At 60.8% G+C, this 23,934-nt stretch carries 20 protein-coding genes and 1 riboswitch; of the genes, 13 read left to right on the top strand and 7 right to left on the bottom strand.

Annotated elements, in window-relative coordinates; genetic code table 11:
- Positions 1-6 precede the first annotated feature (6 nt).
- The 3 genes from P5706_RS02205 to P5706_RS02215 are packed head-to-tail and all read left to right on the top strand — an operon-like array spanning position 7 to position 2,923.
- Positions 7-891, top strand: a complete 885-nt coding sequence (locus P5706_RS02205; RefSeq protein ID WP_285678463.1) for a DUF6625 family protein — start codon at positions 7-9, stop codon at positions 889-891.
- The gene (locus P5706_RS02210) at positions 888-2,042 is read left to right on the top strand and encodes a glycosyltransferase family 4 protein (protein WP_200431757.1); all 1,155 of its coding nucleotides are present in this window, start codon (positions 888-890) and stop codon (positions 2,040-2,042) included. Before P5706_RS02205 ends, P5706_RS02210 begins: the two co-directional genes overlap by 4 nt.
- Entirely contained in the window at positions 2,039-2,923 is an 885-nt protein-coding gene (locus tag P5706_RS02215; RefSeq protein ID WP_200431758.1) for a glycosyltransferase, read from the top strand. Before P5706_RS02210 ends, P5706_RS02215 begins: the two co-directional genes overlap by 4 nt.
- 230 nt (positions 2,924-3,153) lie before the next feature.
- On the opposite strand, the gene P5706_RS02220 is transcribed toward P5706_RS02215, so the two are convergent.
- Positions 3,154-5,016 (bottom strand): bifunctional O-antigen ligase/aminoglycoside phosphotransferase family protein, encoded by a 1,863-nt coding sequence (locus P5706_RS02220; protein WP_285678464.1) that lies wholly within the window; start codon positions 5,014-5,016, stop codon positions 3,154-3,156.
- A gap of 159 nt (positions 5,017-5,175) precedes the next feature.
- On the opposite strand from P5706_RS02220, the gene msbA reads away from it, so the two are divergent.
- The 3 genes from msbA (at position 5,176) to pgnE (ending at position 9,590) form a co-directional block, all read left to right on the top strand.
- Positions 5,176-6,981, top strand: coding sequence for a lipid A export permease/ATP-binding protein MsbA (gene msbA, locus P5706_RS02225; RefSeq protein ID WP_200431760.1), 1,806 nt, complete (start codon positions 5,176-5,178; stop codon positions 6,979-6,981).
- Positions 6,982-7,237: 256 nt separating this feature from the next.
- On the top strand, positions 7,238-8,662 hold the full coding sequence (hldE, locus tag P5706_RS02230; RefSeq protein ID WP_017138498.1) for a bifunctional D-glycero-beta-D-manno-heptose-7-phosphate kinase/D-glycero-beta-D-manno-heptose 1-phosphate adenylyltransferase HldE: 1,425 nt from the start codon (positions 7,238-7,240) through the stop codon (positions 8,660-8,662).
- Positions 8,655-9,590, top strand: a complete 936-nt coding sequence (gene pgnE, locus P5706_RS02235; protein ID WP_285678465.1) for a UDP-N-acetylglucosamine epimerase PgnE — start codon at positions 8,655-8,657, stop codon at positions 9,588-9,590. Before hldE ends, pgnE begins: the two co-directional genes overlap by 8 nt.
- Positions 9,591-9,648: 58 nt before the next feature.
- Here pgnE and P5706_RS02240 read toward each other — a convergent pair whose 3' ends face one another.
- The 4 genes from P5706_RS02240 to P5706_RS02255 are packed head-to-tail and all read right to left on the bottom strand — an operon-like array spanning position 9,649 to position 13,025.
- Positions 9,649-10,608: a metal ABC transporter ATPase gene (locus P5706_RS02240; RefSeq protein ID WP_285678466.1), complete on the bottom strand. Its 960-nt coding sequence runs from the start codon at positions 10,606-10,608 to the stop codon at positions 9,649-9,651.
- Positions 10,609-10,649: 41 nt separating this feature from the next.
- A complete protein-coding gene (locus P5706_RS02245; RefSeq protein ID WP_285678467.1) occupies positions 10,650-11,462 on the bottom strand; it encodes an aldo/keto reductase in 813 nt (270 codons plus the stop codon).
- Positions 11,459-12,634, bottom strand: a complete 1,176-nt coding sequence (locus P5706_RS02250) for an NAD(P)/FAD-dependent oxidoreductase (protein ID WP_285678468.1) — start codon at positions 12,632-12,634, stop codon at positions 11,459-11,461. The genes P5706_RS02245 and P5706_RS02250 overlap by 4 nt, the downstream gene beginning before the upstream one ends.
- 55 nt (positions 12,635-12,689) lie before the next feature.
- Entirely contained in the window at positions 12,690-13,025 is a 336-nt protein-coding gene (locus tag P5706_RS02255) for a DMT family transporter (RefSeq protein ID WP_017138493.1), read from the bottom strand.
- 103 nt (positions 13,026-13,128) lie between these two features.
- Here P5706_RS02255 and P5706_RS02260 point away from each other — a divergent pair, with 103 nt between their 5' ends.
- Positions 13,129-14,019, top strand: coding sequence for a LysR family transcriptional regulator (locus P5706_RS02260; protein WP_285678469.1), 891 nt, complete (start codon positions 13,129-13,131; stop codon positions 14,017-14,019).
- A 23-nt stretch (positions 14,020-14,042) separates the two neighbouring features.
- Positions 14,043-15,320, top strand: coding sequence for a lipid IV(A) 3-deoxy-D-manno-octulosonic acid transferase (gene waaA / locus P5706_RS02265; RefSeq protein ID WP_285678470.1), 1,278 nt, complete (start codon positions 14,043-14,045; stop codon positions 15,318-15,320).
- 476 nt (positions 15,321-15,796) lie between these two features.
- On the opposite strand, the gene P5706_RS02270 is transcribed toward waaA, so the two are convergent.
- Positions 15,797-17,236, bottom strand: a complete 1,440-nt coding sequence (locus P5706_RS02270; RefSeq protein ID WP_285678472.1) for a TolC family outer membrane protein — start codon at positions 17,234-17,236, stop codon at positions 15,797-15,799.
- 196 nt (positions 17,237-17,432) lie between these two features.
- Positions 17,433-17,538, top strand: a riboswitch (TPP riboswitch).
- 147 nt (positions 17,539-17,685) lie between these two features.
- Between P5706_RS02270 and thiC the strand changes: the two genes are divergently transcribed.
- Both thiC and cytX read left to right on the top strand, forming a co-directional pair.
- Complete coding sequence (thiC, locus tag P5706_RS02275; RefSeq protein WP_058422422.1) at positions 17,686-19,578, top strand: phosphomethylpyrimidine synthase ThiC; 1,893 nt, start codon at positions 17,686-17,688, stop codon at positions 19,576-19,578.
- A 139-nt stretch (positions 19,579-19,717) separates the two neighbouring features.
- Positions 19,718-21,007, top strand: coding sequence for a putative hydroxymethylpyrimidine transporter CytX (gene cytX, locus P5706_RS02280; RefSeq protein ID WP_202940709.1), 1,290 nt, complete (start codon positions 19,718-19,720; stop codon positions 21,005-21,007).
- On the opposite strand, the gene P5706_RS02285 is transcribed toward cytX, so the two are convergent.
- The gene (locus P5706_RS02285; protein ID WP_285678473.1) at positions 20,976-21,722 is read right to left on the bottom strand and encodes an RsiV family protein; all 747 of its coding nucleotides are present in this window, start codon (positions 21,720-21,722) and stop codon (positions 20,976-20,978) included. The genes cytX and P5706_RS02285 overlap by 32 nt on opposite strands.
- Positions 21,723-21,916: 194 nt before the next feature.
- Between P5706_RS02285 and P5706_RS02290 the strand changes: the two genes are divergently transcribed.
- The 3 genes from P5706_RS02290 to cpdA all read left to right on the top strand — a co-directional run bounded on the left by P5706_RS02290 (position 21,917) and on the right by cpdA (position 23,876).
- Complete coding sequence (locus tag P5706_RS02290; RefSeq protein WP_138817128.1) at positions 21,917-22,534, top strand: NUDIX domain-containing protein; 618 nt, start codon at positions 21,917-21,919, stop codon at positions 22,532-22,534.
- Positions 22,525-22,974, top strand: coding sequence for a DUF1249 domain-containing protein (locus P5706_RS02295; RefSeq protein WP_017138485.1), 450 nt, complete (start codon positions 22,525-22,527; stop codon positions 22,972-22,974). Before P5706_RS02290 ends, P5706_RS02295 begins: the two co-directional genes overlap by 10 nt.
- A gap of 86 nt (positions 22,975-23,060) precedes the next feature.
- Entirely contained in the window at positions 23,061-23,876 is an 816-nt protein-coding gene (gene cpdA, locus P5706_RS02300) for a 3',5'-cyclic-AMP phosphodiesterase (RefSeq protein ID WP_285678474.1), read from the top strand.
- Positions 23,877-23,934 lie beyond the last annotated feature (58 nt).

Consider the following 23,934-nt stretch of genomic DNA (forward strand, 5'->3'; position numbering starts at 1 on the left):
TCCCCCTTGAGCAATCCGTGCCCCCGCATCCTTTTTATTATTCCTTACTTTGGCCGTTGGCCATTCTGGATGCCATTTTTTCTCGAAAGCTGCCGCCACAACGCCGACATCGACTGGTTGCTGTTCAGCGACTGCCCGATGCCAGCGAATGTGCCGGACAATGTCCGCATCGAAAGCATTACCTTTGGCGATTACTGCGCGCTGGTCTCCCAGCGGCTGTACATCAATTTTGCACCCCAGGCGCCGTACAAGCTGTGTGACATCAAGCCGGCGCTGGGGCATATCCATGCTGACCGCCTCAGCGGTTACGATTTCTGGGCGTTTGGCGATCTGGACCTGATCTACGGCAACCTGCGCGAGTATTTCACCGCCCAGCGTTTGGCCAGCTATGACTTGTTTTCAACCCATGAGCGGCGAGTCGCCGGGCATTTGTGCCTGATGCGTAACACCCCCAGGAAGCGGCATGCGTTCATGCAGATCAAGGATTGGGAGGCGCGTTTTACCGATCAGGCGCATCATGCGCTGGATGAAGGCGCATTCAGCAGGATTTTCCTGTGGCGCAAGAATTTCCCCAAGCCACTCTTCGAGTTGGTCGGCAAGTTCAACCCATGGCGTCGGCGCAGTGAGTTCACCGAGGCGTTCAGTACGCCCGGTGGTGTGATCAAATGGCACGACGGCAGTGATCGCTTCCCGCACCAATGGTTCTGGAACAAGGGTCGGCTGACCAATGACAGGGATGGTGAGCGGGAATTTCCGTATTTCCATTTTGTCTGTTGGAAGCGCAATCAGTGGCCGTTGCTACCCGAGCCTGACGCCGAGTACGTCGAGACGCTGGCGGCTGAAACAACCTGGGTGGTTGATGCCACAGGTTTCCATCGAGGAGAGTTATGAGTCGGCGTTTCAAGGTCCTGCAACTGCAGCCTGACTACAATGTTAAATCCCATGACTTCGCCGACCTGGCCGAGCAGATCGTCAAGGCATTGCCTGCCGAGCGCTACGAGGTCACCGCCGCGTTCCTGCGTGGCAAGCCCGCGCCTGGGGAGCCGGTCAGCCGAGCTGCCAAGTCGGTCTACTTCGAGTTTTCCGACAAGTCGCTCAAAGGCTTGCGGCTGCGCGCCATGTGGCAACTGTATAAGTTCTGCCGCCGCGAACAGTTCGACGTGGTGGTGTGCAATCGCTTCAAGCCGGTCAACATGATGTTGCAGCTCAACCGTTGGTTGAAGATCCCGTTGTGCATCGGCATCTCCCACGGTTTTGGCGAGTATGACCGTCTCTACCGCCGCAAGCAGGCGCAGCGCTGGATCGACGCGCACTGGCGCTTTGTTGGCGTGTCGCCGGCGGTCAAGCAGTACCTGCTCGATTGCCAGTGCGGGTTTACCGACGAGAATACCTACGCCATTACCAACGCCATCGACATCGAGCAGGCCGAAGGCTTGCAGCATTCACGCACTCACGCGCGCGAGTTGCTGGGCATCGACCCTGCGGTGCGCTTGATCGGCGCCTTGGGCCGGCTGGTGCCGGTCAAAGGCCACACCTATTTGTTGCAGGCGTTTGCGGCGCTGAAAGATAAGTACCCAACCGCGCAGTTGGCCATCATTGGCGCCGGGCGCGAAGAGGCCAATCTGGCTGCGCAAATCCAGAGCCTTGGCCTGGATGGGCGCGTGCACCTGTTAGGCTTCAAGGAAAACGCGCTGCAATACGTGCGTGCCTTTGACATTTGGGCAATGCCTTCGCTTGCAGAAGGCCTGGGCCTGGCGCTGCTGGAAGGCATGAGCGGCCGCTTGCCGGTGATTGCCTCCAGCGTACCGGCCATGCTGCCGTTGATCGAAGGCGCCGGTGGCCTGGCGGTGGAGCCGGCCAACGTGCCCCAACTGACCCAGGCGCTGGACACTTACCTGGCGCTGCCTGACGAGGCACTCGCACAAAAAGGCGAGCAGGCCTACCAGTACCTTCAGGCGCAACACGACATTGAGGTATTCCGCCAGGAATACCTGGAGCTGATTGATTCAGGCTTGGCTCAAGCACGCGGGAAGAATGTATGAACCAGAGTCAGCCCTTGGTCACGGTGATCATTGCGTCGTATAACCATGCTCCCTACATTGAGGAAAGTATCCTCAGTGTGTTGAACCAGACCTATCCCAACATCGAGCTGCTGGTGGTGGACGATGGCTCGACTGACGACAGTGTCGAGCGCATCCGCCGTCTGCAGGAGCATCACCGGTTCGACTTTCGTGTGCAGCAGAACCAGGGGCTGACCAACACCCTCAATGGCGCGATTGCCCGGTCCCAGGGGCCGCTGATCGTGCCGTTCGGTTCGGACGATATCATGATGCCCGAGCGCATCGCGACCCAGGTGGCCTATATGGATGGCAAGCCTGAGGTGGGGATCTGTGCAGGCAATATCGAGCTGATCGACTCCCAGGGCGAGTTGTTCCCGGAGAAGCGCCAGCGCCGCGACGTGCCGTTTCGACGCCTGGATTTCGACGATATGTTCCTGGAGCGCAAGCCTTACCCGCCGGCGCCTACGCTGATGATCCGGCGTGAAGCGCTGGAAAAGGTCGGCGGGTTTGACCCGCAGATTCGTCTGGAAGATTTGCTGATCGAACTGAAGATTACCCACGCCGGGTACTTCATCGACGGCTTGAACGTGGTGATGGCGCGCTACCGCAAGCACGCGACCAATTCGTACAAGAATCATCGATTCATGATCGATAACATCCTGCGCACCTACGCGTTGTTCAGTGATCACCCGCTGTATGACGAGGTGCGTTACAAGTTCCTCAGCTCCATGTTCCTCAAGACCTCCAACCGCAACCGTGCATTGGCGCGAGAGTTGTTGGCGCAGATCCCGTTTCGGGCCTGGAACAAGAAGACATGGCGCGGCTTGGGTCGCCTGTATTTTTCCCCGCTGGAAAAAGACTGATACCAAGATCAGAGCAGCACACCTGCACCGTGTGTGCCGCGATCTAGATGTGGGAGCTGGCTTGCCTGCGATTGCATCAACTCGGTGTGCCTGATACACCGAGGTGTCTGCATCGCAGCGATGCGGCGACCCGACAAGCCCGCTCCCACACTTAAACCGTGTTGCATCAGGTAGATAGGCTTTTGCTTTGCACTTGATCTGGCTTTTGATTCAACCACTCAGGTCGGCTTTCAGGCCGCCGGGCGAGCGAGTGTCAGTACCTGCTCGCGGATTTTTTGCGTGGCGTGCGGCGAAGCCACCGAGGCATAGCCCTTGGCCAATTGCTCGAAGTGCGCTTCGAACAACCAATTGCGATCCTGCGAATAGCGTTGCATATGCTTGAGGTTGCGCTGGCGCAGCGTGTTGCGCAGCGCTGACGGATAGACGCGCATATCCGCCACGTCGATCAGGCCGAACTCGCCGTCTTCCAGCAGCAACACATTGCCCAGGTGCAGGGAGCGGAAGTAGACGCCGCGTTCGTGCAGTTGGGCCATAAACCGCCCAAACCGTTCGATCAGCGATTCGCGCAGGCTGCTGTCCAGGCTTTGCAAGGCCTGACGCAAGGTCAGCCCCGGCAGTGGCTGGTAACGCACGGCCGTGCTGCCGTCGCGCAGGCTGTACAGGTCAAGGATCGGCGGCGACGCAATGCCCAGCGCCTGCAGGTGTTCGCTGTTGTTGGCGAAACGCTCTGAATACGGATTGAACGTGCCCGAGGTGTACCAGCGGCGCGCCCTGAACAGCTTGAGGAAGCTGCCATTGCCCAGGCGCAGGACTTTAGGCCCCAGGCCGTCCTCCTCGACAATATGCGCGCCTTCGCACAGGGCTTTGAAAGCCTGTGGCGTGGGCGTGCTCACCGCCAGGCGCAGCAGGCTATGGCGCCGCTTGGCGATGCTCAGGCCGGCGATCAGTGCGAGGGGAATCCACAGCAGGAACCAGTGCTCCTTGGGTCGCGACAGGATGCCACCGCCTTCGGTCAGGCCCGCGCCGATGCCGTAGGCCAGCAGCGAAGATGTCAGGATAAACAGCGGCTGTGCGCGCTCTTTGAAGCCGGTGTACAACCCCCGGCCGAGCATGAAAATCCACGGGATAAAGCCGATGATGCCGACGTAATAAAGCACGCCCAAGGCAAAACTGTGGGGTTCGCGAAGAGGCTCGAAATCGTAGTTGGCAGGCTTCACGTACAGTTCGGAGTCGTAGCTGTGGCCGATCCATGGATGGTCCGCGATGCGGTCCAGGATAATGCGCCAGATTTCAAAGCGGAATGAGCTGCCGCGCTCGGTGATCAGTTGCGGGTAAAACAGCAACAGCGCGGCGGCGGCGAGCACCAGGGCGGCAACCATCAGCGCCGAGCGCCGGTTGCGACTCAGCAGGCCCATCCAGATTACGGCCAGAACCAGGGCGACCAAGGGGGTTCTGGAGCCTGTGGCCAAAATTGCCAGGGTCATGATCATCAGGGCGGGCACGCTAAGCCACAGCACGCGCAGGCGTTTGGTGGTGACACACAGGTACAGCCAATACACGCAAAAGAAGCCGAACAGGTGGGAGCTGAGCAGTGGGTTGTCCAGGGCGCCCAAGCCGCCAATCATGCGCATGCTCGGCTCGAAGCCTTTGGCGAACGCCACCAGATTTAACAGCGTCACCACCAGCGCGATCACTGCGGCGCTGAAGAAGATCGGCTTGAACAGGTCATTGCGGTAATGCAGCAGCAGCCCGCAGCCGGCAAACAACATGAACGTCTGCAACGGGATCTTGAACAGGTTGGAGTCGCCGGTGGGTTCCGGGCTCCACAGCACCGTGATCATGGCCCAGGCGCAAAACGCTGTGAAGGCAAGTACCAGCGGCTCGCGCAGTAACGCTTTGAGTTCCCGTGGGCGCAAGCACAGCAGGAGCAAGGCTGGCAGGGCGAAGAAAATGTAGAAGCCGCGGTGCATGACATTGCGATTGTTGACGAAGAACAGCGAACTCAGAAGCAACAACAAGCCAATGGGCAAAATCCAGAGAACCAGGAAGTCGAAAACGCGATTTGTGCCGTAGGTAAGGCGCTTGGAGTGCATACAGTAAAGCCATTCCAGAATAGAGAAAGCCGACCATGTTAAGGCAGTGGCTATATAATGTCGCCCGTTGGATCCAGCCGGGCCGCGGGTCACGCTGGGTGCAAGTACAACAGAGAAGCTGTGCTAAAGTCAGCCTCCTTTTTTAAAACGCCGCGTGATATGACCGACTCCAGTCCGAGCGCAAGCCCTTCGAGCTTGAAAATATACTTCCGCCTGCTCATGTACGTTAAGCCCTACGCCGGCTTGTTCGCGTTGAGTATTGTCGGATTTCTGATTTTCGCGTCGACCCAGCCCATGCTGGGGTACATCCTCAAGTACTTCGTCGACGGCCTATCCAATCCTGATGCGGTGCTTTTCCCCAGCGTACCGTTCCTGCGTGACATGAAATTGCTGCAAGCCGTGCCGTTGCTGATCATTTTGATTGCTGCCTGGCAGGGCCTGGGTTCATTCCTGGGCAACTACTTGCTGGCCAAGGTTTCCCTGGGCCTGGTCCACGACCTGCGCGTGCAGTTGTTCAACAACCTGCTGACGCTGCCCAACCGCTATTTCGACAACCACAACTCCGGGCACCTGATTTCGCGCATCACCTTTAACGTGACCATGGTTACGGGGGCGGCCACCGATGCCATCAAGGTGGTGATCCGTGAAGGCATGACGGTGATCTTCCTGTTCGCCTCGTTGCTGTTCATGAACTGGCGCCTGACGCTGGTAATGATCGCCATCCTGCCGTTGATTGCAGTGATGGTCAGCACGGCCAGCAAGAAATTCCGCAAGCAGAGCAAGAAGATCCAGGTGGCCATGGGCGATGTGACCCACGTGGCTTCGGAAACCATCCAGGGCTATCGCGTGGTGCGCAGCTTCGGCGGCGAAGTCTACGAAGAGAAGCGCTTCTTCAAGGCCAGCCAGGGCAACACTGACAAGCAACTGCGCATGACCCGCACCGGGGCCATCTACACCCCGTTGCTGCAGTTGGTGATCTACACCGCCATGGCGGTGCTGATGTTCCTGGTGCTCTACCTTCGCGGTGACGCGTCGGCCGGTGACATGGTGGCTTACATCACGTTGGCCGGGCTGTTGCCCAAGCCGATCCGCCAACTGTCGGAAGTCAGCTCGACCATCCAGAAAGGCGTGGCCGGTGCAGAAAGCATTTTCGAACAGTTGGACGAGGAACAGGAAGTCGACCGCGGCACCGTCGAGCGCGATAAGGTCAGCGGTCGTCTGGAAGTGCGCAACCTGAACTTCACCTACCCAGGCACCGAGCGCCATGTGCTCAAGGACATCACCTTTACCGCCGAGCCAGGGCAGATGATCGCCCTGGTGGGCCGTTCCGGCAGCGGCAAGTCCACACTGGCCAGCCTGATCCCGCGTTTCTACCACCACGAAAGCGGCGAAATCCTGCTCGACGGCGTAGAGATCGAGGACTACAAGCTGCTCAACCTGCGCAAGCACATTGCCCAGGTGACCCAGCATGTCACGCTGTTCAGCGACACCGTGACCAACAACATCGCCTACGGCGACCTGGCCGGCGCGCCACGGGCCGACGTTGAAGCGGCGGCGGCAGATGCCTACGCCAAGGACTTCATCGACCAGTTGCCCAAAGGCTTCGATACCCAGGTGGGTGAAAACGGCGTGCTGCTGTCCGGCGGTCAACGCCAGCGCCTGGCCATTGCCCGAGCGCTGCTGAAGAACGCGCCGCTGCTGATTCTGGATGAGGCCACTTCGGCCCTCGACACCGAGTCCGAGCGGCACATTCAAGCGGCCCTGGACAAGGTCATGCAGGGCCGCACGACCCTGGTGATCGCGCACCGCCTGTCCACCATCGAGAAGGCCGACCTGATCCTGGTAATGGACGACGGCCGGATCGTCGAGCGCGGCAGCCACGCCGAGCTACTGGCCCAGAACGGCTACTACGCTCGCCTGCATGCCATGGGCCTGGATGCCCCGGTGCCGGCCGATATCACCTAAACCTTGTGGGAGCGGGCTCTTGTGGCGAGGGAGCTTGCTCCCGCTGGGCGACGTAGTCGCCCCAGAACAACACTGTGTTTTTCAATTAAGACGCGGTGCCGCCTTCGGGAGCGCTTCGCACTCCAGCGGGAGCAAGCTCCCTCGCCACAACGGCGCAGCCTCAGTTCCCCGGGATCTTCTGTGCACACCCTCCACAAGCCTTCCATAACCCTGTGCTAATATCGCGCCCCTGTTCATTTTGTATGTGGGTTGCTCCATGAAGTTGTCCATGCCGCGATTCGATCAAGCCCCTGTCTTGGTGGTCGGCGATGTCATGCTCGACCGTTACTGGCATGGCGGTACCTCACGGATTTCCCCTGAGGCGCCGGTACCGGTAGTCAAGGTCGAGCAAATCGAAGACCGCCCGGGTGGCGCTGCCAACGTTGCCCTCAATATTGCCGCCCTCGGCGCCCCGGCCTCCCTGGTGGGTGTGACCGGCGACGACGAGGCCGCCGACAGCCTGGCCAACAGCCTGCGCGGTGCCGGCGTGCGCGCGCTGTTCCAGCGCATTGCCCATCAGCCGACCATCGTCAAGCTGCGGGTCATGAGCCGTCACCAGCAATTGCTGCGTATCGATTTCGAAGAACCCTTCGCCACCGACGCCCTGGCCCTCAGCGGCCAGGTTGACGCGCTGCTCGAAGGCATCAAGGTGCTGGTATTGTCCGATTACGGCAAAGGCGCCTTGAAGAACCACCAGATGCTGATCCAGGCCGCCAAGGCCCGCGGTATTCCGGTACTGGCCGATCCCAAGGGCAAGGACTTCTCGATTTATCGGGGCGCCAGCCTGATCACGCCAAACCTCAGCGAGTTTGAAGCCATTGTCGGCGGTTGCGCCGATGAGCATGAGCTGGTGACCAAAGGCGCGGCGCTGATGGCCGACCTCGACCTGGGCGCCTTGCTGGTCACCCGTGGCGAGCACGGCATGACCCTGCTGCGCCCGGATCACCCGGCGATGCACCTGCCGGCGCGTGCCCGTGAAGTGTTCGACGTCACCGGTGCCGGTGATACGGTCATCTCCACCCTGGCCGCCTCGATTGCGGCCGGTGAAGAGCTGCCCCACGCCGTGGCCCTGGCCAACCTGGCAGCGGGTATTGTGGTTGGCAAGCTGGGTACCGCGGCTATCAGCGCACCTGAGTTGCGCCGGGCGATCCAGCGCTCCGAAGGCTCGGAGCGTGGCGTGCTGGGCATCGAGCAATTGCTGCTGGCCATCGACGACGCCCGTGCCCACAAAGAAAGCATCGTGTTCACCAACGGCTGCTTCGACATCCTGCATGCCGGTCATGTGACTTACCTGGAACAGGCGCGCGCTCAAGGCGACCGCCTGATCGTGGCGGTCAACGACGACGCTTCGGTAAGCCGTTTGAAAGGCCCGGGCCGTCCGATCAACAGTGTCGATCGCCGCATGGCCGTATTGGCCGGTCTTGGCGCGGTGGACTGGGTGATCAGCTTCTCTGAAGGCACCCCGGAAAACCTGCTGGCCCAAGTCAAGCCAGACGTGCTGGTCAAGGGCGGCGACTACTCCGTCGATCAAGTCGTAGGCGCCGATATCGTCAGCGCTTACGGTGGTACGGTCAAAGTGCTGGGGTTGGTTGAAAACAGCTCGACCACGGCCATTGTCGAGAAGATCCGCAACAATGAGTAATGCTGAAAAGTGGGTGTTGATCACCGGAGGTGCCGGTTTTATCGGCTCGCACCTGGTCGATGCGCTACTCGCCAAGGGCTATGCCGTGCGGGTGCTGGATGACTTGTCCACCGGCAAACGCAGTAACCTGCCGCTGGATAACCCGCGCGTAGCGCTGATTGAAGGCGATGTCGCCAATGCCGAGTTGGTGGCGCAAGCTGCCGTCGGCGCGATGGCCGTGGTGCACTTGGCCGCAGTGGCTTCGGTGCAGGCCTCGGTGGATGATCCGGTGAGCACACACCAGAGCAACTTTGTCGGCACCCTGAATGTCTGCGAAGCCATGCGCAAGGCCGGTGTGAAGCGCGTGGTGTTTGCTTCCAGCGCTGCGGTGTATGGCAACAACGGCGAGGGTGCTTCGATTGACGAAGACACCACCAAGGCGCCGCTGACGCCTTACGCGTCGGACAAGTTGGCGGGTGAGCACTATTTCGATTTCTATCGCCGCCAGCACGGCCTGGAACCGGTGATTTTCCGTTTCTTCAATATCTTCGGGCCACGCCAGGATCCGTCATCGCCGTATTCCGGCGTGATCAGTATCTTCAGTGAACGTGTGCAGCAAGGTGTGCCGATCAGCGTGTTTGGCGACGGCGAGCAAACCCGGGATTTCATGTACGTGGAAGACCTGGTGGATGTGCTGGTCCAGGCCATCGAAGCGCCCGAAGCGCCACTGGGCGCGATCAACGTGGGATGGAACCGTACGACCACGCTCAAGCAGGTATTGCAGGCGTTGGAAGAAGTGGTGGGGCAGTTGCCGGTGATTACTTACGGGCCTGCGCGCTCGGGTGATATCCGCCATTCGCGGGCGAATAACCAGCGCTTGTTGGCGAGCTTTACGCTGCCTGAGCCTACGCCGCTGAAGATCGGCCTGGAGCGCTTGCTTAACGGCTGACCTCGGTCACCTGTGGGAGCCAGCTCCCACACAAGCCAGCTCCCACATTGGATTTGTGTCAGCCTTTGGCCTTTTTCTTCGGCACGATCTTGCGCAGCACCCGTTGCGCCAATCGCTTCAACTTCGACTCCTTCTCAGGCTCGGCGAGCCCTTGCTGACGCAGCCAATCCTTCCAGCGAATGCGCTCATCGCGCACCAGCCAGCCTTCCTGCTGGGCGAAGCTTTCTGCCAGGTACAAGCCGCGTGTGCTGGCCGGGTATAGCTGGTCTTTCTTCACGGTATACAGCTCGGCCAGCGGCTGGCCGTCCTTCAACGGCATCAGGTACAGGTCGGGGCGCTGACGGTCCAGGCGGGCCACCAACTGGTCGCCTTCGAGGCGCTCATCCACATGGAACAGGCTCAAGGACTTGGCTTCCTTGGGGACTTCCAGGCGCAAGTCATAAATCAATTGCAGCGACGCAGTCGGCAGATGCACATACGCGCGTGGGCGCTCGATCAGTTGCATGGTGGCGCAGCGCACCGGGCGCGCGGCGCCGGACAGCGGGCTCAGGCGAAACGGCAGGGCTTCACGGTAATGCAGGGCGGCGGAGTAGGGTGCGGGCAGCCAGGTGTCATTGAAGCGCCCGCCCAGCCAGCCTTCGGGCGTTTCCAGCAGGCATTCTTCAGCAATTTCCTGGATGGCGGTGTGCAGCGGCAGGTTCAGTTCGTGGGCGGGTACGTAGCCGGAGATCAGCTTGAGCACCACATCGCCACGGTCCTGGCGGCGCTGGCGCACCAGTACCCAGTAATCCTTGTTCTGCCAATGCAGGGTCAGGCGCACCGACACGCCGAGGTTGGCCAGTTCCAGGGCGAAGCGTTCAGGGTTGGCCACTTCCACCGGCTTGCGCCGTTGCAGGGTCTGGGCGAAGTTGAGCGGCATGCCCACGCTCTGGTAGCTCAGGCCTTCGGGGGGGGCTTCGACGTGCAGCGGCAGTGTCTTGAAGTTGCTGGGGTTTTTTCTAATCAGCGTTCGCGGCATGTCGGCTCCTTCTTGCGACGGGGTCGGCCGCGTGGGCGGCATCAGAGTTGACGAATGACCTGGGCAGCGGTCGCCACGTTGTGGGCCAGGTGCAGCGGGTTAATGGTCCCGACAATAGCACTGGCGACGCCCGTTTGCGCAAACAACAGCATGAAACTGGCATGAATTGGATCCATTCCTGGCTCAAGACACACGTGGCCGCTGGCCAGGGCCTTTTTCACCAGGATGCCTTTGCCGTGGGCGGCGGCGTAATCGATCACGGCTTTCTCGGCCTGTTCATTCAGATTGTAGGTGACCATCGCGCAATCACCTTGTTCCAGAGCCTTCACGCCACCTTCGACGGTTTTGCCGGAGAAGCCGAAACCACGGATCTTGCCCTCTTTTTTCAGCTGCGCCAGGGTCTCGTACACCTCGCAATCATTGAGGATATGCAGGTCATTGCCGTCGGAGTGCACCAGCACCAGATCGATGAAATCCGTTTCAAGTCGTTTCAAGCTGCGATCGATGGACATGCGCGTATGCGCGGCGCTGAAATCGTGATGGGACACGCCGTCGGCAAACTCTTCGCCGACCTTGCTGACAATCACCCAGTCGTTGCGCTGGCCGCGTAACAGCGGCCCCAGGCGTTCTTCGCTACGCCCGTAAGCCGGTGCAGTGTCGATCAGGTTGATGCCCAACTGCTGGGCTTGGCGCAGTAACATCCGCGCCTCGTCGTCATTGGGGATCTGAAAACCGTTGGGGTATTTCACCCCTTGATCACGGCCCAGCTTGACGGTGCCCAGGCCCAGTGGCGAAACCAGCAGGCCGGTGCTGCCCAGCGGGCGATGCAGGTCGTGCAGGGTTGGCAGGCTCATGGCAACAGTTGCTCCCAGGCAGGTTGGCCGAGGGCCGGTTTTGGAAATTCAGGCAGCGCGTCGCTGGCGTTTGGGCGGATGCCGTCGCGTTCCATGGCGTTGAGCACGCGATCGGCGAAGTCCGGCGCCAGCGCCAGTTTGGTCGGCCAGCCCACCAGCAGGCGGCCTTGCTCGGCGAGGAAGGCATTGTCGGGACGGCTCAGGCCTGATTGCAGCGGCTCGGCACGCTCGACACGCAGGGTGGCCCATTGGGTCTGACTCATGTCGATCCAGGGCAGTAGCTGCGCCAGCTCTTTTTGCGCAGTGGCGATCTGTTCTTGTGGTGTGCGCGCCACGCCATCCGCCTCGGCGATATCACCACCCATGTACCACACCCAATTGCCATCGGCAGCCGGGTGAGTGGTGATGGTGAGGCGCGGCTTGGTACCGCCGCCCAGGCAGTGCGCATACAGCGGCTTGAGGCCCGGGCCTTTGGCGATGATCATATGCAATGGGCGGGTTTGCATGGCAGGTTGGCTCAGGCCCAAGGCCTTCAGCAAGTCAGCGGTGCCGCCACCGGCACTCAGCACGATGCGCTGGGCGCGGATCTCGCGGCCATCGATCTTCAGGCCCACCAAGGTATCGCCTTCAAGCAGCGGTTCGATGTGCTGCCCGGCGAGCAAGCCGTCGCCGGCCAGTTGCGCCAGGCGTTCGATCAGGCTGGGCACATCGATGACCAGTTCGGCCAAGCGATAGACCTTGCCCTTGAAGCGGCGGTCTTGCAGGGCTGGCGGCAATTCGTCGCCCTTGACCTGATCGACGCGGCCACGCACGGCTTTACTGGCGAAGAAGCTGGTGAGGTTGCCGGCGATCGTGCCGGGCGACCACAGGTAGTGGGCTTCGGAGAGCAAGCGCACGCCGGTCAGGTCCAACTCGCCGTTACCCGCCAGGGCTTCGCGCCAGCGGCGCGGCATGTCGGCAATGGCTTCGGAGGCGCCGGTGAGGGCGCCGTGCAGGGCGTATTTCGCGCCGCCGTGAATGATCCCCTGGGATTTCACGCTTTGTCCGCCGCCCAAGGTGGCGCTTTCCACCACCACCGTGGAATACCCCTGGCGGCGCAGGCGTGCGTTGAGCCAGAGGCCGGCAACCCCGGCGCCGACAATCAGAACGTCGGTGGAAATAACGGATGGCATCGGCGACCTCAGTGTTCAAGACAAGAGGCGCAGTATACAGGCTGTTGCGTGGCGGTCAGTGCCCGGCAGTTTTCGAGAACAGCTGGATCACCACCACGCCCAGCACAATCAGGCCCATGCCCAACATTGCCGGTACATCGAGCTTCTGCCCGTAGATAAACAAGGCGGCGATACTGACCATCACAATGCCCAACCCGGCCCAGACCGCGTAGGCAATGCCCACCGGCACCGTGCGCACCACCAGCGTGAGCATCCAGAACGCCACGCCATACCCCACAATCATCAGCAGCAGCGGGATGGGTGTGCTCAAACCTTTGACGGCTTTCATGGAAACGGTCGCGATCACTTCCGAGCAAATGGCGATGGCCAGGTAAACGTAGGCAACATTCATGGGGAAATCCTCGGTGTGATACGTGCTTGATTAGGTCCGCATTTTAACCCTTCGCGAGATGAGATAAAGTCATTACCTATCCGATTTTAAGATGGGTTGAGCCATGAGTGTGCAATGGAACCTGGAACAGATGCGCCTGTTTGTCAGCGTCGCCGAGCAGCGCTCGTTTTCGGCGGTGGCGCGTGGGCAGCGTAAGGCGCAATCAGCAGTGAGCAACGGGATTGCCCTGTTGGAAGCGGACCTTGGGCTTAGCCTGTTCGAGCGCAGCAGTGGTCGCCAGCCACGCCTGACTGAAGCCGGCAGTGTGTTGCTGGAAGAAGCGCGTGAGGTGCTGCGCCAATGTGAACGGCTCAATGGAAGGGCGTTGTCACTGACCCGTGGCGAGGAAGCCTGCCTGCGCCTGGCCCAGGACGAAGCCATGCTGTTTCAGCCGGTGCTCGACAGCCTTGAAGCGCTGGCCCAGCAATACCCGTTGCTGGAAGTGCAATTGTCCAGCGCCGCGCAAGGCGATGTGGCGCGCAAGCTGGTGGAGCGCAAGGCCGACCTGGGTTTGCTGTTCTATCACGACCAAATCCCCGAAGCGCTTGAGCGGCGCGTGGTCGGCAGTGTGGAAATGGTCACGGTGTGCGGCGTGAATCATCCGCTGGCCCAGGACAAATACGTGACCTGCCAACGCCTGGCGCAGTTTCGGCAACTGCTGATGTCGACCCAGACCAGCGTCTACCCCGGCAGCGAAGCGGCCAGCCCGCTGGTGTGGCGTGCCGACAGCTTCTACGTATTGGCCGAATGGCTGATGAGCGGCCTGGGCTGGGCCTGGCTGCCGCGGCACATCGTGCAGTACCCGACCTATCAACAGCAGATGGTCGAGTTGGAGAGCGAATGGACGCCGCCGGCGCTGGTGGTGGAGTTGGTCTGGCGCCGCGATGAGCATCTCGGCCCGGCCGCCCGCTTCCTGACCGAGCGATTTGCCGAGTGCTTGCAGGCGATCGACTGAAAAAGCCGATAAACTCCGCCGCCATGAATAGAACTCTCTACAGCTGTCTGTTTTACCTGGCGCTGCCGTTGGTGGCTTTACGTCTTTGGCTGCGTGCGCGCAAGGCGCCGGCGTATGCAAAACGTATCGGCGAGCGGTTTTCCTATGGCATGCCGGTGATGCAGCCGGGCGGGATCTGGGTACATGCGGTGTCGGTGGGCGAAAGCATTGCCGCCGCGCCGATGATTCGCGGGTTGATGGAGCGTCACCCGACGCTGCCGATCACCGTCACCTGCATGACGCCCACCGGCTCGGAGCGTATCCAGGCGCTGTTCGCCCATGAGCCGCGCATTCAGCATTGTTACTTGCCTTATGACTTGCCTTGCGCTGCCAAGCGTTTTCTTGATCGCGTGCAGCCCAAGCTGGCCGTGATCATGGAAACCGAGCTGTGGCCCAACCACATCCACGCCTGCGCCCAGCGCGGTATTCCGGTAGCGCTGGCCAATGCGCGGCTGTCGGCGCGCTCGGCCAAAGGTTACGCGCGCTTCGCCAAGCTGACCGCGCCGATGCTGGCCGAGATGAGCCTGTTTGCGGTGCAGACAAAAACCGAAGCCCAGCGTTTTTTGAGCCTGGGCGCACGGCCACAAACCGTTGAAGTCACCGGCTCGATCAAGTTCGACCTGACCATCGATCCGCAACTGCCGGTGCGTGCCGCGGCCTTGCGCGAGCAATGGGGCGCCACCGAGCGCCCGGTGTGGATCGCCGCCAGCACCCACGAAGGCGAAGATGAAGTGGTGCTCGCTGCCCATCGCCAACTGCTCGAAAGCTATCCCAACGCGCTACTGATTCTGGTGCCGCGTCATCAGGAGCGCTTCGGGCCGATGTTCGAGCGGTGCGAGCAACAAGGCTTTGCCACGGTGCGCCGCTCCAGCGCTGAGCCGGTGACGGCGCAGACTTCAGTGCTGCTCGGTGACACCATGGGCGAGCTGCTATTCCTTTACGCCCTGGCCGACAGCGCCTTCGTCGGCGGCAGCCTGGTGCCTACCGGCGGCCACAACCCGCTGGAACCGGCGGCGCTGGCCAAGCCTGTGATCATGGGGCCGCACCTGTTCAACTTCCTCGAAATCAGCGCGATGATGCGTGAAGCCGGGGCGTTGCGTGAGGTGGAGGATGCGCAAGGCTTGGCAGAAGCTGTGCGGCAGTTGTTCGAACTGCCGCAGGATGCGCGCAAGATGGCAGAGGCGGGATTGAAGGTGATGCAGGCCAACCAGGGCGCGCTGAAACGCTTGCTGGATGGTTTGGATAACTTGCTCAATCACTGACTGACACTGAGCCAAAATGTGGGAGCTGGCTTGCCTGCGATGGCGGGCTTTTGGTGGTGTACATATCCGTTGCTGCGGTAACGGCTTCTATTGGTTCCGCTCTTACAGCGGGTCACTTTTGGCAAACGCCCCAAAAGTAACCAAAAGGTCTTCGCCCCAACACTCGGTGCCTCGCTATGGCTCGGCATGCCCGCAATCCGCCAGTGATTTGGGGGGCCGCCGCGATGGGCCATCCTTGGCCCAGCGCGGCTAAACCGGCATCCCTGCCGGTTTACCCCCCAAATCACTGTCAGATTCCGGCCATCGTGTTTGACGGGGCGATTTCAGATCAAGATCAAGATCAAAAGCGCAGATCAAAAGACCGCTGACTTCGTCATCGAAAAGGATGTAAGGGCCAGAGCAACAGCAACAGCAACAGCAACAGCACAGCCATACTCGGTCTAATGTGGGAGCTCCTACATTGGTTTGTGGTGTGTTTAGTAGCCCGGGCGGGCTTTTAGCTGCTCGGCGGCGGCCTTGGCCAGATCCGGCGGCAGGAAATCCTTGTCCGGGTTGTAGTCAGCCTTGAGGTAACGCGTCAGGTCCTGCAGGTCCCCTGGGCTGAGCGTGCCGGCAGCCTGCTTCAAGCGCAGGTTGTCGAGGATGTAGTCGTAGCGGCTGTTGTTGTAGTTGCGCACCGACGAGTACAGCTGGCGCTGTGAGTCCAGCACATCGACGATATTGCGCGTACCCACCTGATAACCGATTTCCGTGGCTTCCACCGCGCTCTGGTTGGAGATGATCGACTGGCGGCGTGCTTGTACCTGTTCCACATCGGTGTTCACCGCGCGGTGCAGGTTGCGGGTGTTTTCCACCACCTGGCGGCGCAGGCCTTCGCGCTGTTGCTCGGTCTGGTCTAGGCGTGAATAGGATTCGCGCACTTGCGAGCTGGTGAGGCCGCCGCTGTAGATCGGGATATTCAGGCGCAGGCCGATGGTGCGCTGGGACACGTCACCGCCGTACGGCACGGGCAACTGGTTCGGGTTGCTGAAACCCAGTGCGTCGTTGTCGCCTTTCTCGTATTGCGCCACGGCGTCGAGCGTTGGCAAGTGGCCGGCCTTGCGCTGGCGCAGGGTTTCTTCGGCAGCGGTCACGGCGTAGTTGCTGGCCAACAAGTTCAGGTTCTGACGGCCGGCGGTTTCGACCCAGGCCTTGGCGTCATTCGGCGCCGGTGGCAGCACCGGCAGCGTGTGCACGATGCCCTGGATCGCGTTGTACTGACGGTTGGTCAGGGTGATCAGCGCTTCAAAAGCGTCGTCCACCTGGCGTTGGGCGACGATGCGGTTGGCGCGGGCGGTGTCGTAGCTGGCCTGGGATTGCAGCACGTCGGTCTTGTCCGACAGGCCTACATCAAAGCGTTCGTTGGACTGGTCGAGCTGGCGTTTGAAGGCGTTTTCTTCGGCCTTGGTCGAGGCCAGGTTGTCTTGGGCGCGCAGCACGGCGAAGTAGTTTTCGGCGCTTTGCAGGATCAGGTTCTGTTCGGTCGCCGAGAGTTGCAGCGAAGCTTGTTCGTTGACGGCTTCGGCGGCTTGCAGCTGGAACCAGCGATCAGCGCGGAACAGCGGCTGGCTCAAGGTTGCACGCCAGGAATGCGCGTCACGGTTGACGGTGGCGGCCGGTTGGTCGATCTGGGTGCGCACGTTATTGCTGTCGGCGCCGGCCGACAGGTTCGGCAGCAAACCGGCGCGGGCCTGGGGCACCACTTCTTTTTGTGCGCCGTATTGCGCACGGGCGGCGGCCAGGTCGGCGTTGTTGTTCACCGCTTCCTGGTAGACGCTGACCAAGTCGGTTTTGGCGGACAAGGGCGCTTCAGCTGCCCAGACCATTCCATTGGTCGCACAAGACACGGCAAGAGCCAGTGAGAGTTTGCGCAGCATGAGGCGATCCCTAGTGTGAATATTACGGCTGTAATTAAGCGCCCAAGGCTAAGGCTGGCCATTCCTGGCGTCAAGCATTGTGACGACGCCCGAGTGTAGTGGCGCTGACACGGCGCAACAATCCCGCAATCACGCCATTCATCACGCTGAATACACCGCTATTGGCAATTTGCCCACGCCATGGTCTAGACTGGCCGCGTTCTTGTCGGGGTGCCTTGTTGGAAGGCTGAGATCGGTAAATACCGGATCCCGTTGAACCTGATCAGGTTAACGCCTGCGTAGGGAACAAGATTTCTCGTCACCCGGCGAGTCCTCTTGTGCTTCGTCCGGGATGTTGTTCGACAATCGAACAGCCCTCGTGCCTTGCACAGCACTGGTTTCAGTGCGTCCATCCGTCACAGGTTCGCTCCGACAAAAATCCACCGCCTGGATAAGTTGGAGAGCCCGTGATGAGTACAAGACCAAAAAACAACACCGTGCATTTGAGTGAGTCGGCCAAGGTCGACACAGGCTCCGTGCAGCCGTTTACCCGCTCGCAGAAAATTTATGTGCAGGGTTCGCGTCCCGATATCCGCGTGCCTATGCGCGAAATCAGCCTGGACGTGACACCCACCGAGTTCGGCGGTGAAATCAACGCCCCCGTGGTGGTCTACGACACCTCCGGCCCTTATACCGACCCGAACGTCATCATCGACGTGCGCAAAGGCCTGGCCGATGTGCGCTCGCCGTGGATCGAAGAGCGTGGCGATACTGAGCGCCTCACCTGCCTGAGTTCAAGCTACGGCCAGGAGCGTTTGGATAACCCCGACCTTGCCTACCTGCGTTTTGCTCACCTGCAAAACCCACGCAAAGCCAAGGCCGGCGCCAACGTGAGCCAGATGCACTACGCGCGCAAAGGCATCATCACGCCGGAGATGGAATACGTCGCCATCCGCGAAAACATGAAGCTCGAAGAGGCGCGTGCGAGCGGCTTGCTCAAGCAGCAGCACCCCGGCCACAGTTTTGGCGCGAGCATCCCGAAAATCATCACGCCTGAATTTGTCCGTGAAGAAATCGCCCGTGGCCGCGCGATCATTCCGGCCAACATCAACCACACCGAATTGGAACCGATGATCATCGGCCGTAACTTCTTGGTGAAGATCAACGGCAACATCGGCAACAGCGCCCTGGGTTCGTCCATCGAAGAAGAAGTGGCGAAGATGACCTGGGGCATTCGCTGGGGCTCGGACAACATCATGGATTTGTCCACCGGCAAGCACATCCACGAAACCCGCGAGTGGATCATCCGCAACTCGCCGGTGCCGATCGGCACCGTGCCGATCTACCAGGCCCTGGAAAAAGTCGACGGCATGGCTGAGGAGCTGACCTGGGAGCTGTTTCGCGACACCTTGATCGAGCAGGCCGAGCAGGGCGTGGATTACTTCACGATTCATGCCGGTGTCTTGCTGCGTTATGTGCCGCTGACCGCCAACCGCGTGACCGGCATCGTCAGCCGTGGCGGCGCGATCATGGCCAAGTGGTGCCTGGCTCATCACAAGGAAAACTTCGCCTACACGCATTTCGAAGAAATCTGCGAAATCATGAAGGCCTATGACGTCAGCTTCTCCCTCGGCGACGGCCTGCGCCCAGGCTCGGTGGCCGATGCCAACGACGCGGCGCAATTCGGCGAGCTGGAAACCCTTGGCGAACTGACCAAGATCGCCTGGAAGCACGACGTGCAAACCATGATCGAAGGCCCTGGCCACGTGCCGATGCAGTTGATCAAGGAGAACATGGACAAGCAGCTTGAATGCTGCGACGAGGCGCCGTTCTACACCCTCGGCCCGCTGACCACCGACATTGCGCCGGGCTACGACCACATCACTTCGGGTATTGGTGCGGCGATGATCGGCTGGTTCGGTTGCGCCATGCTCTGCTACGTCACGCCCAAGGAACACTTGGGCTTGCCGAACAAGGATGACGTGAAGACCGGGATCATCACCTACAAGATCGCCGCGCATGCCGCCGACCTCGCCAAAGGCCATCCGGGTGCGCAGATTCGCGACAACGCCTTGAGCAAGGCGCGTTTCGAGTTCCGCTGGGAAGACCAGTTCAACCTCGGCCTGGACCCGGATACCGCGCGTGCTTTCCACGATGAAACCTTGCCGAAGGAATCGGCCAAGGTCGCGCATTTCTGCTCGATGTGCGGGCCGAAGTTCTGCTCGATGAAAGTCACTCACGAAGTACGCGAGTACGCCGCCAACCAGCGCATTGAAGCGGTGGACGTGGACGTGGCCAAGGGCTTGGCCGAGCAGGCGGAGCGGTTCAAGCAGGAAGGCAGTCAGCTGTACAAGAAGGTCTGATCCGCAATTGGATGTGCCTGTACGGGCCTCATCGCGGGCAAGCCCGGCTCCCACATTTGAAATGCGTTCAAATGTGGGAGCCGGGCTTGCCCGCGATAGCGATCTCTCAAACAACACCTGTCCCTCAGAGATAACACCCTTGAGCATTCAACCGAGTACTTACTCCCCTGAAATCGCGGTCCCCGCCGACAAACGCGTGTTCGGCGCCCGCGACCTGTTCTCCTTGTGGTTCTCCCTCGGCATCGGTCTGATGGTCCTGCAAACCGGCGCCTTGCTCGCGCCGGGCCTGGGCTTGTCCGGCTCGTTGCTGGCGATTTTCCTCGGCACGCTGGTCGGTGTGTTGTTGCTGGCCGCCGTCGGTGTGATCGGCAGCGACACCGGCCTGTCCGCCATGGCCGCGCTCAAGCTCAGCCTCGGCGCCAAAGGCGCGAGCCTGCCGGCACTGCTGAACCTGTTGCAATTGGTCGGCTGGGGCTCGTTCGAAATCATCGTGATGCGCGACGCGGCCAGCCTGCTGGGTACGCGCGCGTTCAGCGAGGGCAGCCTGTTGGCCAGCCCATTGCTGTGGACCCTGTTTTTCGGCGGTTTGGCCACTTTGCTGGCGGTCAGTGGACCGCTGACATTCGTGCGCCAGATCCTGCGTAAGTGGGGCATCTGGTTGCTGCTCGCCGCTTGCCTGTGGCTGACCTGGAACCTGTTCGCCAAGGCCGACCTCACGGCTTTGTGGGCCAAACCCGGTGACGGCTCGATGCCATTTGCGGTGGGTTTTGATATTGCCATCGCCATGCCGCTGTCGTGGCTGCCACTGATCGCCGATTACTCACGTTTCGGCCAGCGCGCCAAAAGCGTGTTCGGCGGCACTGCACTGGGCTTCTTTATCGGTAACTTCTGGCTGATGAGCCTGGGCGTGGCCTACACCCTGGCGTTTGCGCCCAGCGGTGAGGTGAATGCGCTGTTGCTGGCGCTGGCCGGTGCAGGCCTTGGCATTCCGCTGCTGTTGATTCTGTTGGACGAGTCGGAAAACGCCTTTGCCGATATTCACTCGGCGGCGGTGTCCAGTGGGATTCTGTTGCGCTTGAAGGTCGAGCACCTGGCCTTGGCCATCGGTGTGATTTGCACCTTGATCGCCTGCCTGGCGCCGTTGGCGCAGTATCAGAACTTCCTGCTGCTGATCGGCTCGGTATTTGCGCCGCTGTTCGGCGTGGTGCTGGTGGATCACTTTATCCTGCGCCGCCGTGGCCAGGGCACGGTTGCCAACCTGCATTGGCCGGCGCTGGTGGCCTGGCTGGGTGGCATCGCCACCTATCACGTGCTGGCCAACCTGTACCCGGATATTGGTGCAACCCTGCCGGCACTGGTGCTGGCAGGGCTTTTACAGCTGATCCTTGGGCGTGCGGTCAGTGGCGCGCAGGCATCAGCTCAGGCTTGAGCACGCCGGTGAGGCGCGCATAGGGGATGGTCATTTCGATCAGCCCCAATGCGTAAGGGGCGATGGTGGTCACGTTGTACTTGAGCACCACGCCGGCGCTGGTCAGGGCCACGTTCGGGGTTTTCTGGAACGGCCAGCTCTTCACGAACTCTGGATCGCGGTCCATCTGCGAATTGATCAGCCAGCTGTTGTGGGCGACTTTCGCGGTGTTCCAGAACGCCTGTTCCTGGCCCGGCAGCAGCATGTCGGCCAGGCTCAGCTCTTTGTGCTGCAGGCGTGAATAGTTGATGAAACCACGGCCAGGCTCGCCATGGGCAGCGCCGGTATCCAGGTAGCTGGATACTTCAATGATCACCAGTCCGTCATGCTGCTCACGTACCTTGGCCTGCAAGTACATGCTGTTGCGGTCGGGCGACTCGCGCAGGAATTTGTCGCGGTAGGCATTCAAGGTCGGCGGCACGCCGGCGCCGGGTGTGGTGCGAGTCATTTGCAGCAGGCGTTGCTCAACGATGGCGTCCAGCTGCGGCTCGCTGGGGAAGTGCACGGTGTCGATATTCACCAGTGGGCAATCCGGGCTGTTGCAGCCGGATTTGATCTGTTCGGAGGCGTCCGGCTTGGTGTCCAGGGGCTTGAGGTAGCTGGGCTGGAACAGGCTCTGGCAAGCACCCAGAGTCAAGGCAATACAGGCCACGGAGGCGATTTTTAAAAGCGACATGTGCGTCCTTCGGAAATCGATGGAAAGCGAAAAAGAGTAGCGCTTCGACTGCGAACAAAGCCGTCAGTTCGCCACTAAGCTGATTAGAGTGAGTTTGACGTCCGCCGTCTATCCCGGCAACTGGAAAGGGGCTGCATCAAAGGCCATGGGCGCGTTAGGATGGCGCGAATTGCACCTGCGTAACGAGGAACGACATGACGGACATTGCCAAATCGACGCCGAACACCATCGAGATTGTTCAGCGTGACAATGCCTACAAGGGCTTCTACAGGCTTGATCGCGTGCAACTGCGCCACGAGAAATTCGATGGCGGCATGAGCCGGGTGATCAATCGTGAAGTCTTCGTGCGTCATGACGCGGTGTGCGTGCTGCCCTACGATCCACAGCGCGATGAAGTGGTGTTGATCGAGCAATTCCGTATCGGCGCCATGGGCCGCACCGACAACCCGTGGCTGGTGGAAATGGTCGCCGGGCTGATTGACAAGGATGAACAACCGGAGGAGGTTGCACACCGCGAAGCCGAGGAGGAAGCTGGCCTTACGTTCTCAGCGCTGTGGCCGATCACCAAGTATTTCCCGTCGCCCGGTGGCAGTACCGAATTCGTGCACTTGTACCTCGGCCGTTGCGACAGCTCAGGCGCAGGTGGCGTCCATGGATTGGAAGAAGAAGCAGAAGATATCCGCGTCACCCCCTGGGCCTTTGAAGATGCCCTGCAAGCGGTGCGTGACGGCAAAATTTCCAACGCAGCCAGCATTATCGCCCTGCAATGGCTTGCGCTTAATCGCGCGGAAGTGAGGGGGTTATGGCAGTAAAGGCACGGGAACGATACCGAGTTGACCTGATCGGGCTGCAAGCCGCCTGCGAGGCCAACTATGCGCGGCTGATGCGCCTGCTCCCCGACATGCGTCACGCCCCCGAGGCGCGGCGTATTGCCGTGACCCATGGCGACCAGATGCTGGGCGTGCTGACCCTTGAGGTCATCGTCAACTGCCCGTACACCACCACCCTGCGTGTGCGTCAGGAGCACAGCCTGCCCTGGCTGCCGGTGCCGCAGCTGGAGGTACAGGTGTATCACGATGCACGCATGGCCGAAGTGATCAGCGCCGAACATGCACGACGCTTTCGCAGCATCTATCCTTATCCAAATGTGTTCATGCACCAGCCCGATGAGAAAGCACAGCTCAATGTGTTCCTCGGCGAGTGGTTGAGTCACTGCCTGGCCCTGGGCCATGAGTTCGAAGTCGTGCGCTAGATGTGAACTGCGTCTTTCCTCTTTGTGTGCTGCCCCAGCATAATCGCGCTACCTATCCATTCCTGTGATTGCCTTGGGAGAGCGCCTTGCCGAGCGTATCCACCGTGAACCCTGATGCGCCGGCGCTGCTGGTGCAATTGTCCGACAGCCACTTGTTTGCCGAGGCCGACGGTGCGCTGCTGGGTATGAACACCCGCGACAGCTTGCAGCGGGTGATTGGTTTGGTGCGCGAGCAACAGCCGCAGATCGATTTGGTGCTGGCCACGGGAGACTTGTCCCAGGACGGCACGTTTGAGTCTTACCAGCAATTTCGCGACCTGACCCGGCAGATCGACGCGCCGGCGCGCTGGATTCCCGGCAACCACGACGAACCGCAGGTCATGGCCCAGGCCGCCGAGCACAGCGACTTGCTCGAGCCGGTGGTCGATATCGGCCATTGGCGCGTCACTTTGCTCGATTCGGCGGTTCCGGGTTCAGTGCCCGGTTACTTGCAGGATTCGCAATTGCAATTGCTCGCCCAAGCCCTGAGCGAGGCGCCTAACCGTCATCATCTGGTGTGTTTTCACCATCACCCGGTCTCCATCGGCTGTGCGTGGATGGAGCCCATCGGCCTGCGCAACCCTGAAGCCCTGTTTGCCGTACTCGACCGTTTCCCACAGGTAAAGGCGGTGCTGTGGGGCCATGTGCATCAGGAAATCGACCGTGAGCGCAACGGCGTGCGCCTGCTGGCGTCGCCGTCCACCTGTATCCAGTTCGCGCCGGGCAGCGAGGACTTCAAGGTCAGCGAGCAGGCGCCCGGGTATCGCTGGCTGCGATTGCATGCCGACGGACGGTTGGAGACTGGCGTGGAGCGGGTAAAGGATTTTGCCTTCACCGTCGACTACGGCAGCAACGGCTACTAAAAGCTGCAAACGCTGATCAAAATGTGGGAGCTGGCTTGCCTGCGATAGCGGTATGCCA

The organism is Pseudomonas sp. ChxA (genome assembly GCF_030263855.1).
GTDB lineage: Bacteria > Pseudomonadota > Gammaproteobacteria > Pseudomonadales > Pseudomonadaceae > Aquipseudomonas > Aquipseudomonas fluorescens_CB.

Bases quoted from the DNA above. Each gene is read 5' to 3' on its own strand.
- P5706_RS02210 (WP_200431757.1), top strand. From the start codon at position 888: ATGAGTCGGCGTTTCAAGGTCCTGCAACTGCAGCCTGACTACAATGTT.
- P5706_RS02215 (WP_200431758.1), top strand. From the start codon at position 2,039: ATGAACCAGAGTCAGCCCTTGGTCACGGTGATCATTGCGTCGTATAAC.
- P5706_RS02220 (WP_285678464.1), bottom strand. From the start codon at position 5,016: ATGCACTCCAAGCGCCTTACCTACGGCACAAATCGCGTTTTCGACTTC.
- msbA (WP_200431760.1), top strand. From the start codon at position 5,176: ATGACCGACTCCAGTCCGAGCGCAAGCCCTTCGAGCTTGAAAATATAC.
- hldE (WP_017138498.1), top strand. From the start codon at position 7,238: ATGAAGTTGTCCATGCCGCGATTCGATCAAGCCCCTGTCTTGGTGGTC.
- pgnE (WP_285678465.1), top strand. From the start codon at position 8,655: ATGAGTAATGCTGAAAAGTGGGTGTTGATCACCGGAGGTGCCGGTTTT.
- P5706_RS02240 (WP_285678466.1), bottom strand. From the start codon at position 10,608: ATGCCGCGAACGCTGATTAGAAAAAACCCCAGCAACTTCAAGACACTG.
- P5706_RS02245 (WP_285678467.1), bottom strand. From the start codon at position 11,462: ATGAGCCTGCCAACCCTGCACGACCTGCATCGCCCGCTGGGCAGCACC.
- P5706_RS02250 (WP_285678468.1), bottom strand. From the start codon at position 12,634: ATGCCATCCGTTATTTCCACCGACGTTCTGATTGTCGGCGCCGGGGTT.
- P5706_RS02255 (WP_017138493.1), bottom strand. From the start codon at position 13,025: ATGAATGTTGCCTACGTTTACCTGGCCATCGCCATTTGCTCGGAAGTG.
- P5706_RS02260 (WP_285678469.1), top strand. From the start codon at position 13,129: ATGAGTGTGCAATGGAACCTGGAACAGATGCGCCTGTTTGTCAGCGTC.
- waaA (WP_285678470.1), top strand. From the start codon at position 14,043: ATGAATAGAACTCTCTACAGCTGTCTGTTTTACCTGGCGCTGCCGTTG.
- P5706_RS02270 (WP_285678472.1), bottom strand. From the start codon at position 17,236: ATGCTGCGCAAACTCTCACTGGCTCTTGCCGTGTCTTGTGCGACCAAT.
- thiC (WP_058422422.1), top strand. From the start codon at position 17,686: ATGAGTACAAGACCAAAAAACAACACCGTGCATTTGAGTGAGTCGGCC.
- P5706_RS02285 (WP_285678473.1), bottom strand. From the start codon at position 21,722: ATGTCGCTTTTAAAAATCGCCTCCGTGGCCTGTATTGCCTTGACTCTG.
- P5706_RS02290 (WP_138817128.1), top strand. From the start codon at position 21,917: ATGACGGACATTGCCAAATCGACGCCGAACACCATCGAGATTGTTCAG.
- P5706_RS02295 (WP_017138485.1), top strand. From the start codon at position 22,525: ATGGCAGTAAAGGCACGGGAACGATACCGAGTTGACCTGATCGGGCTG.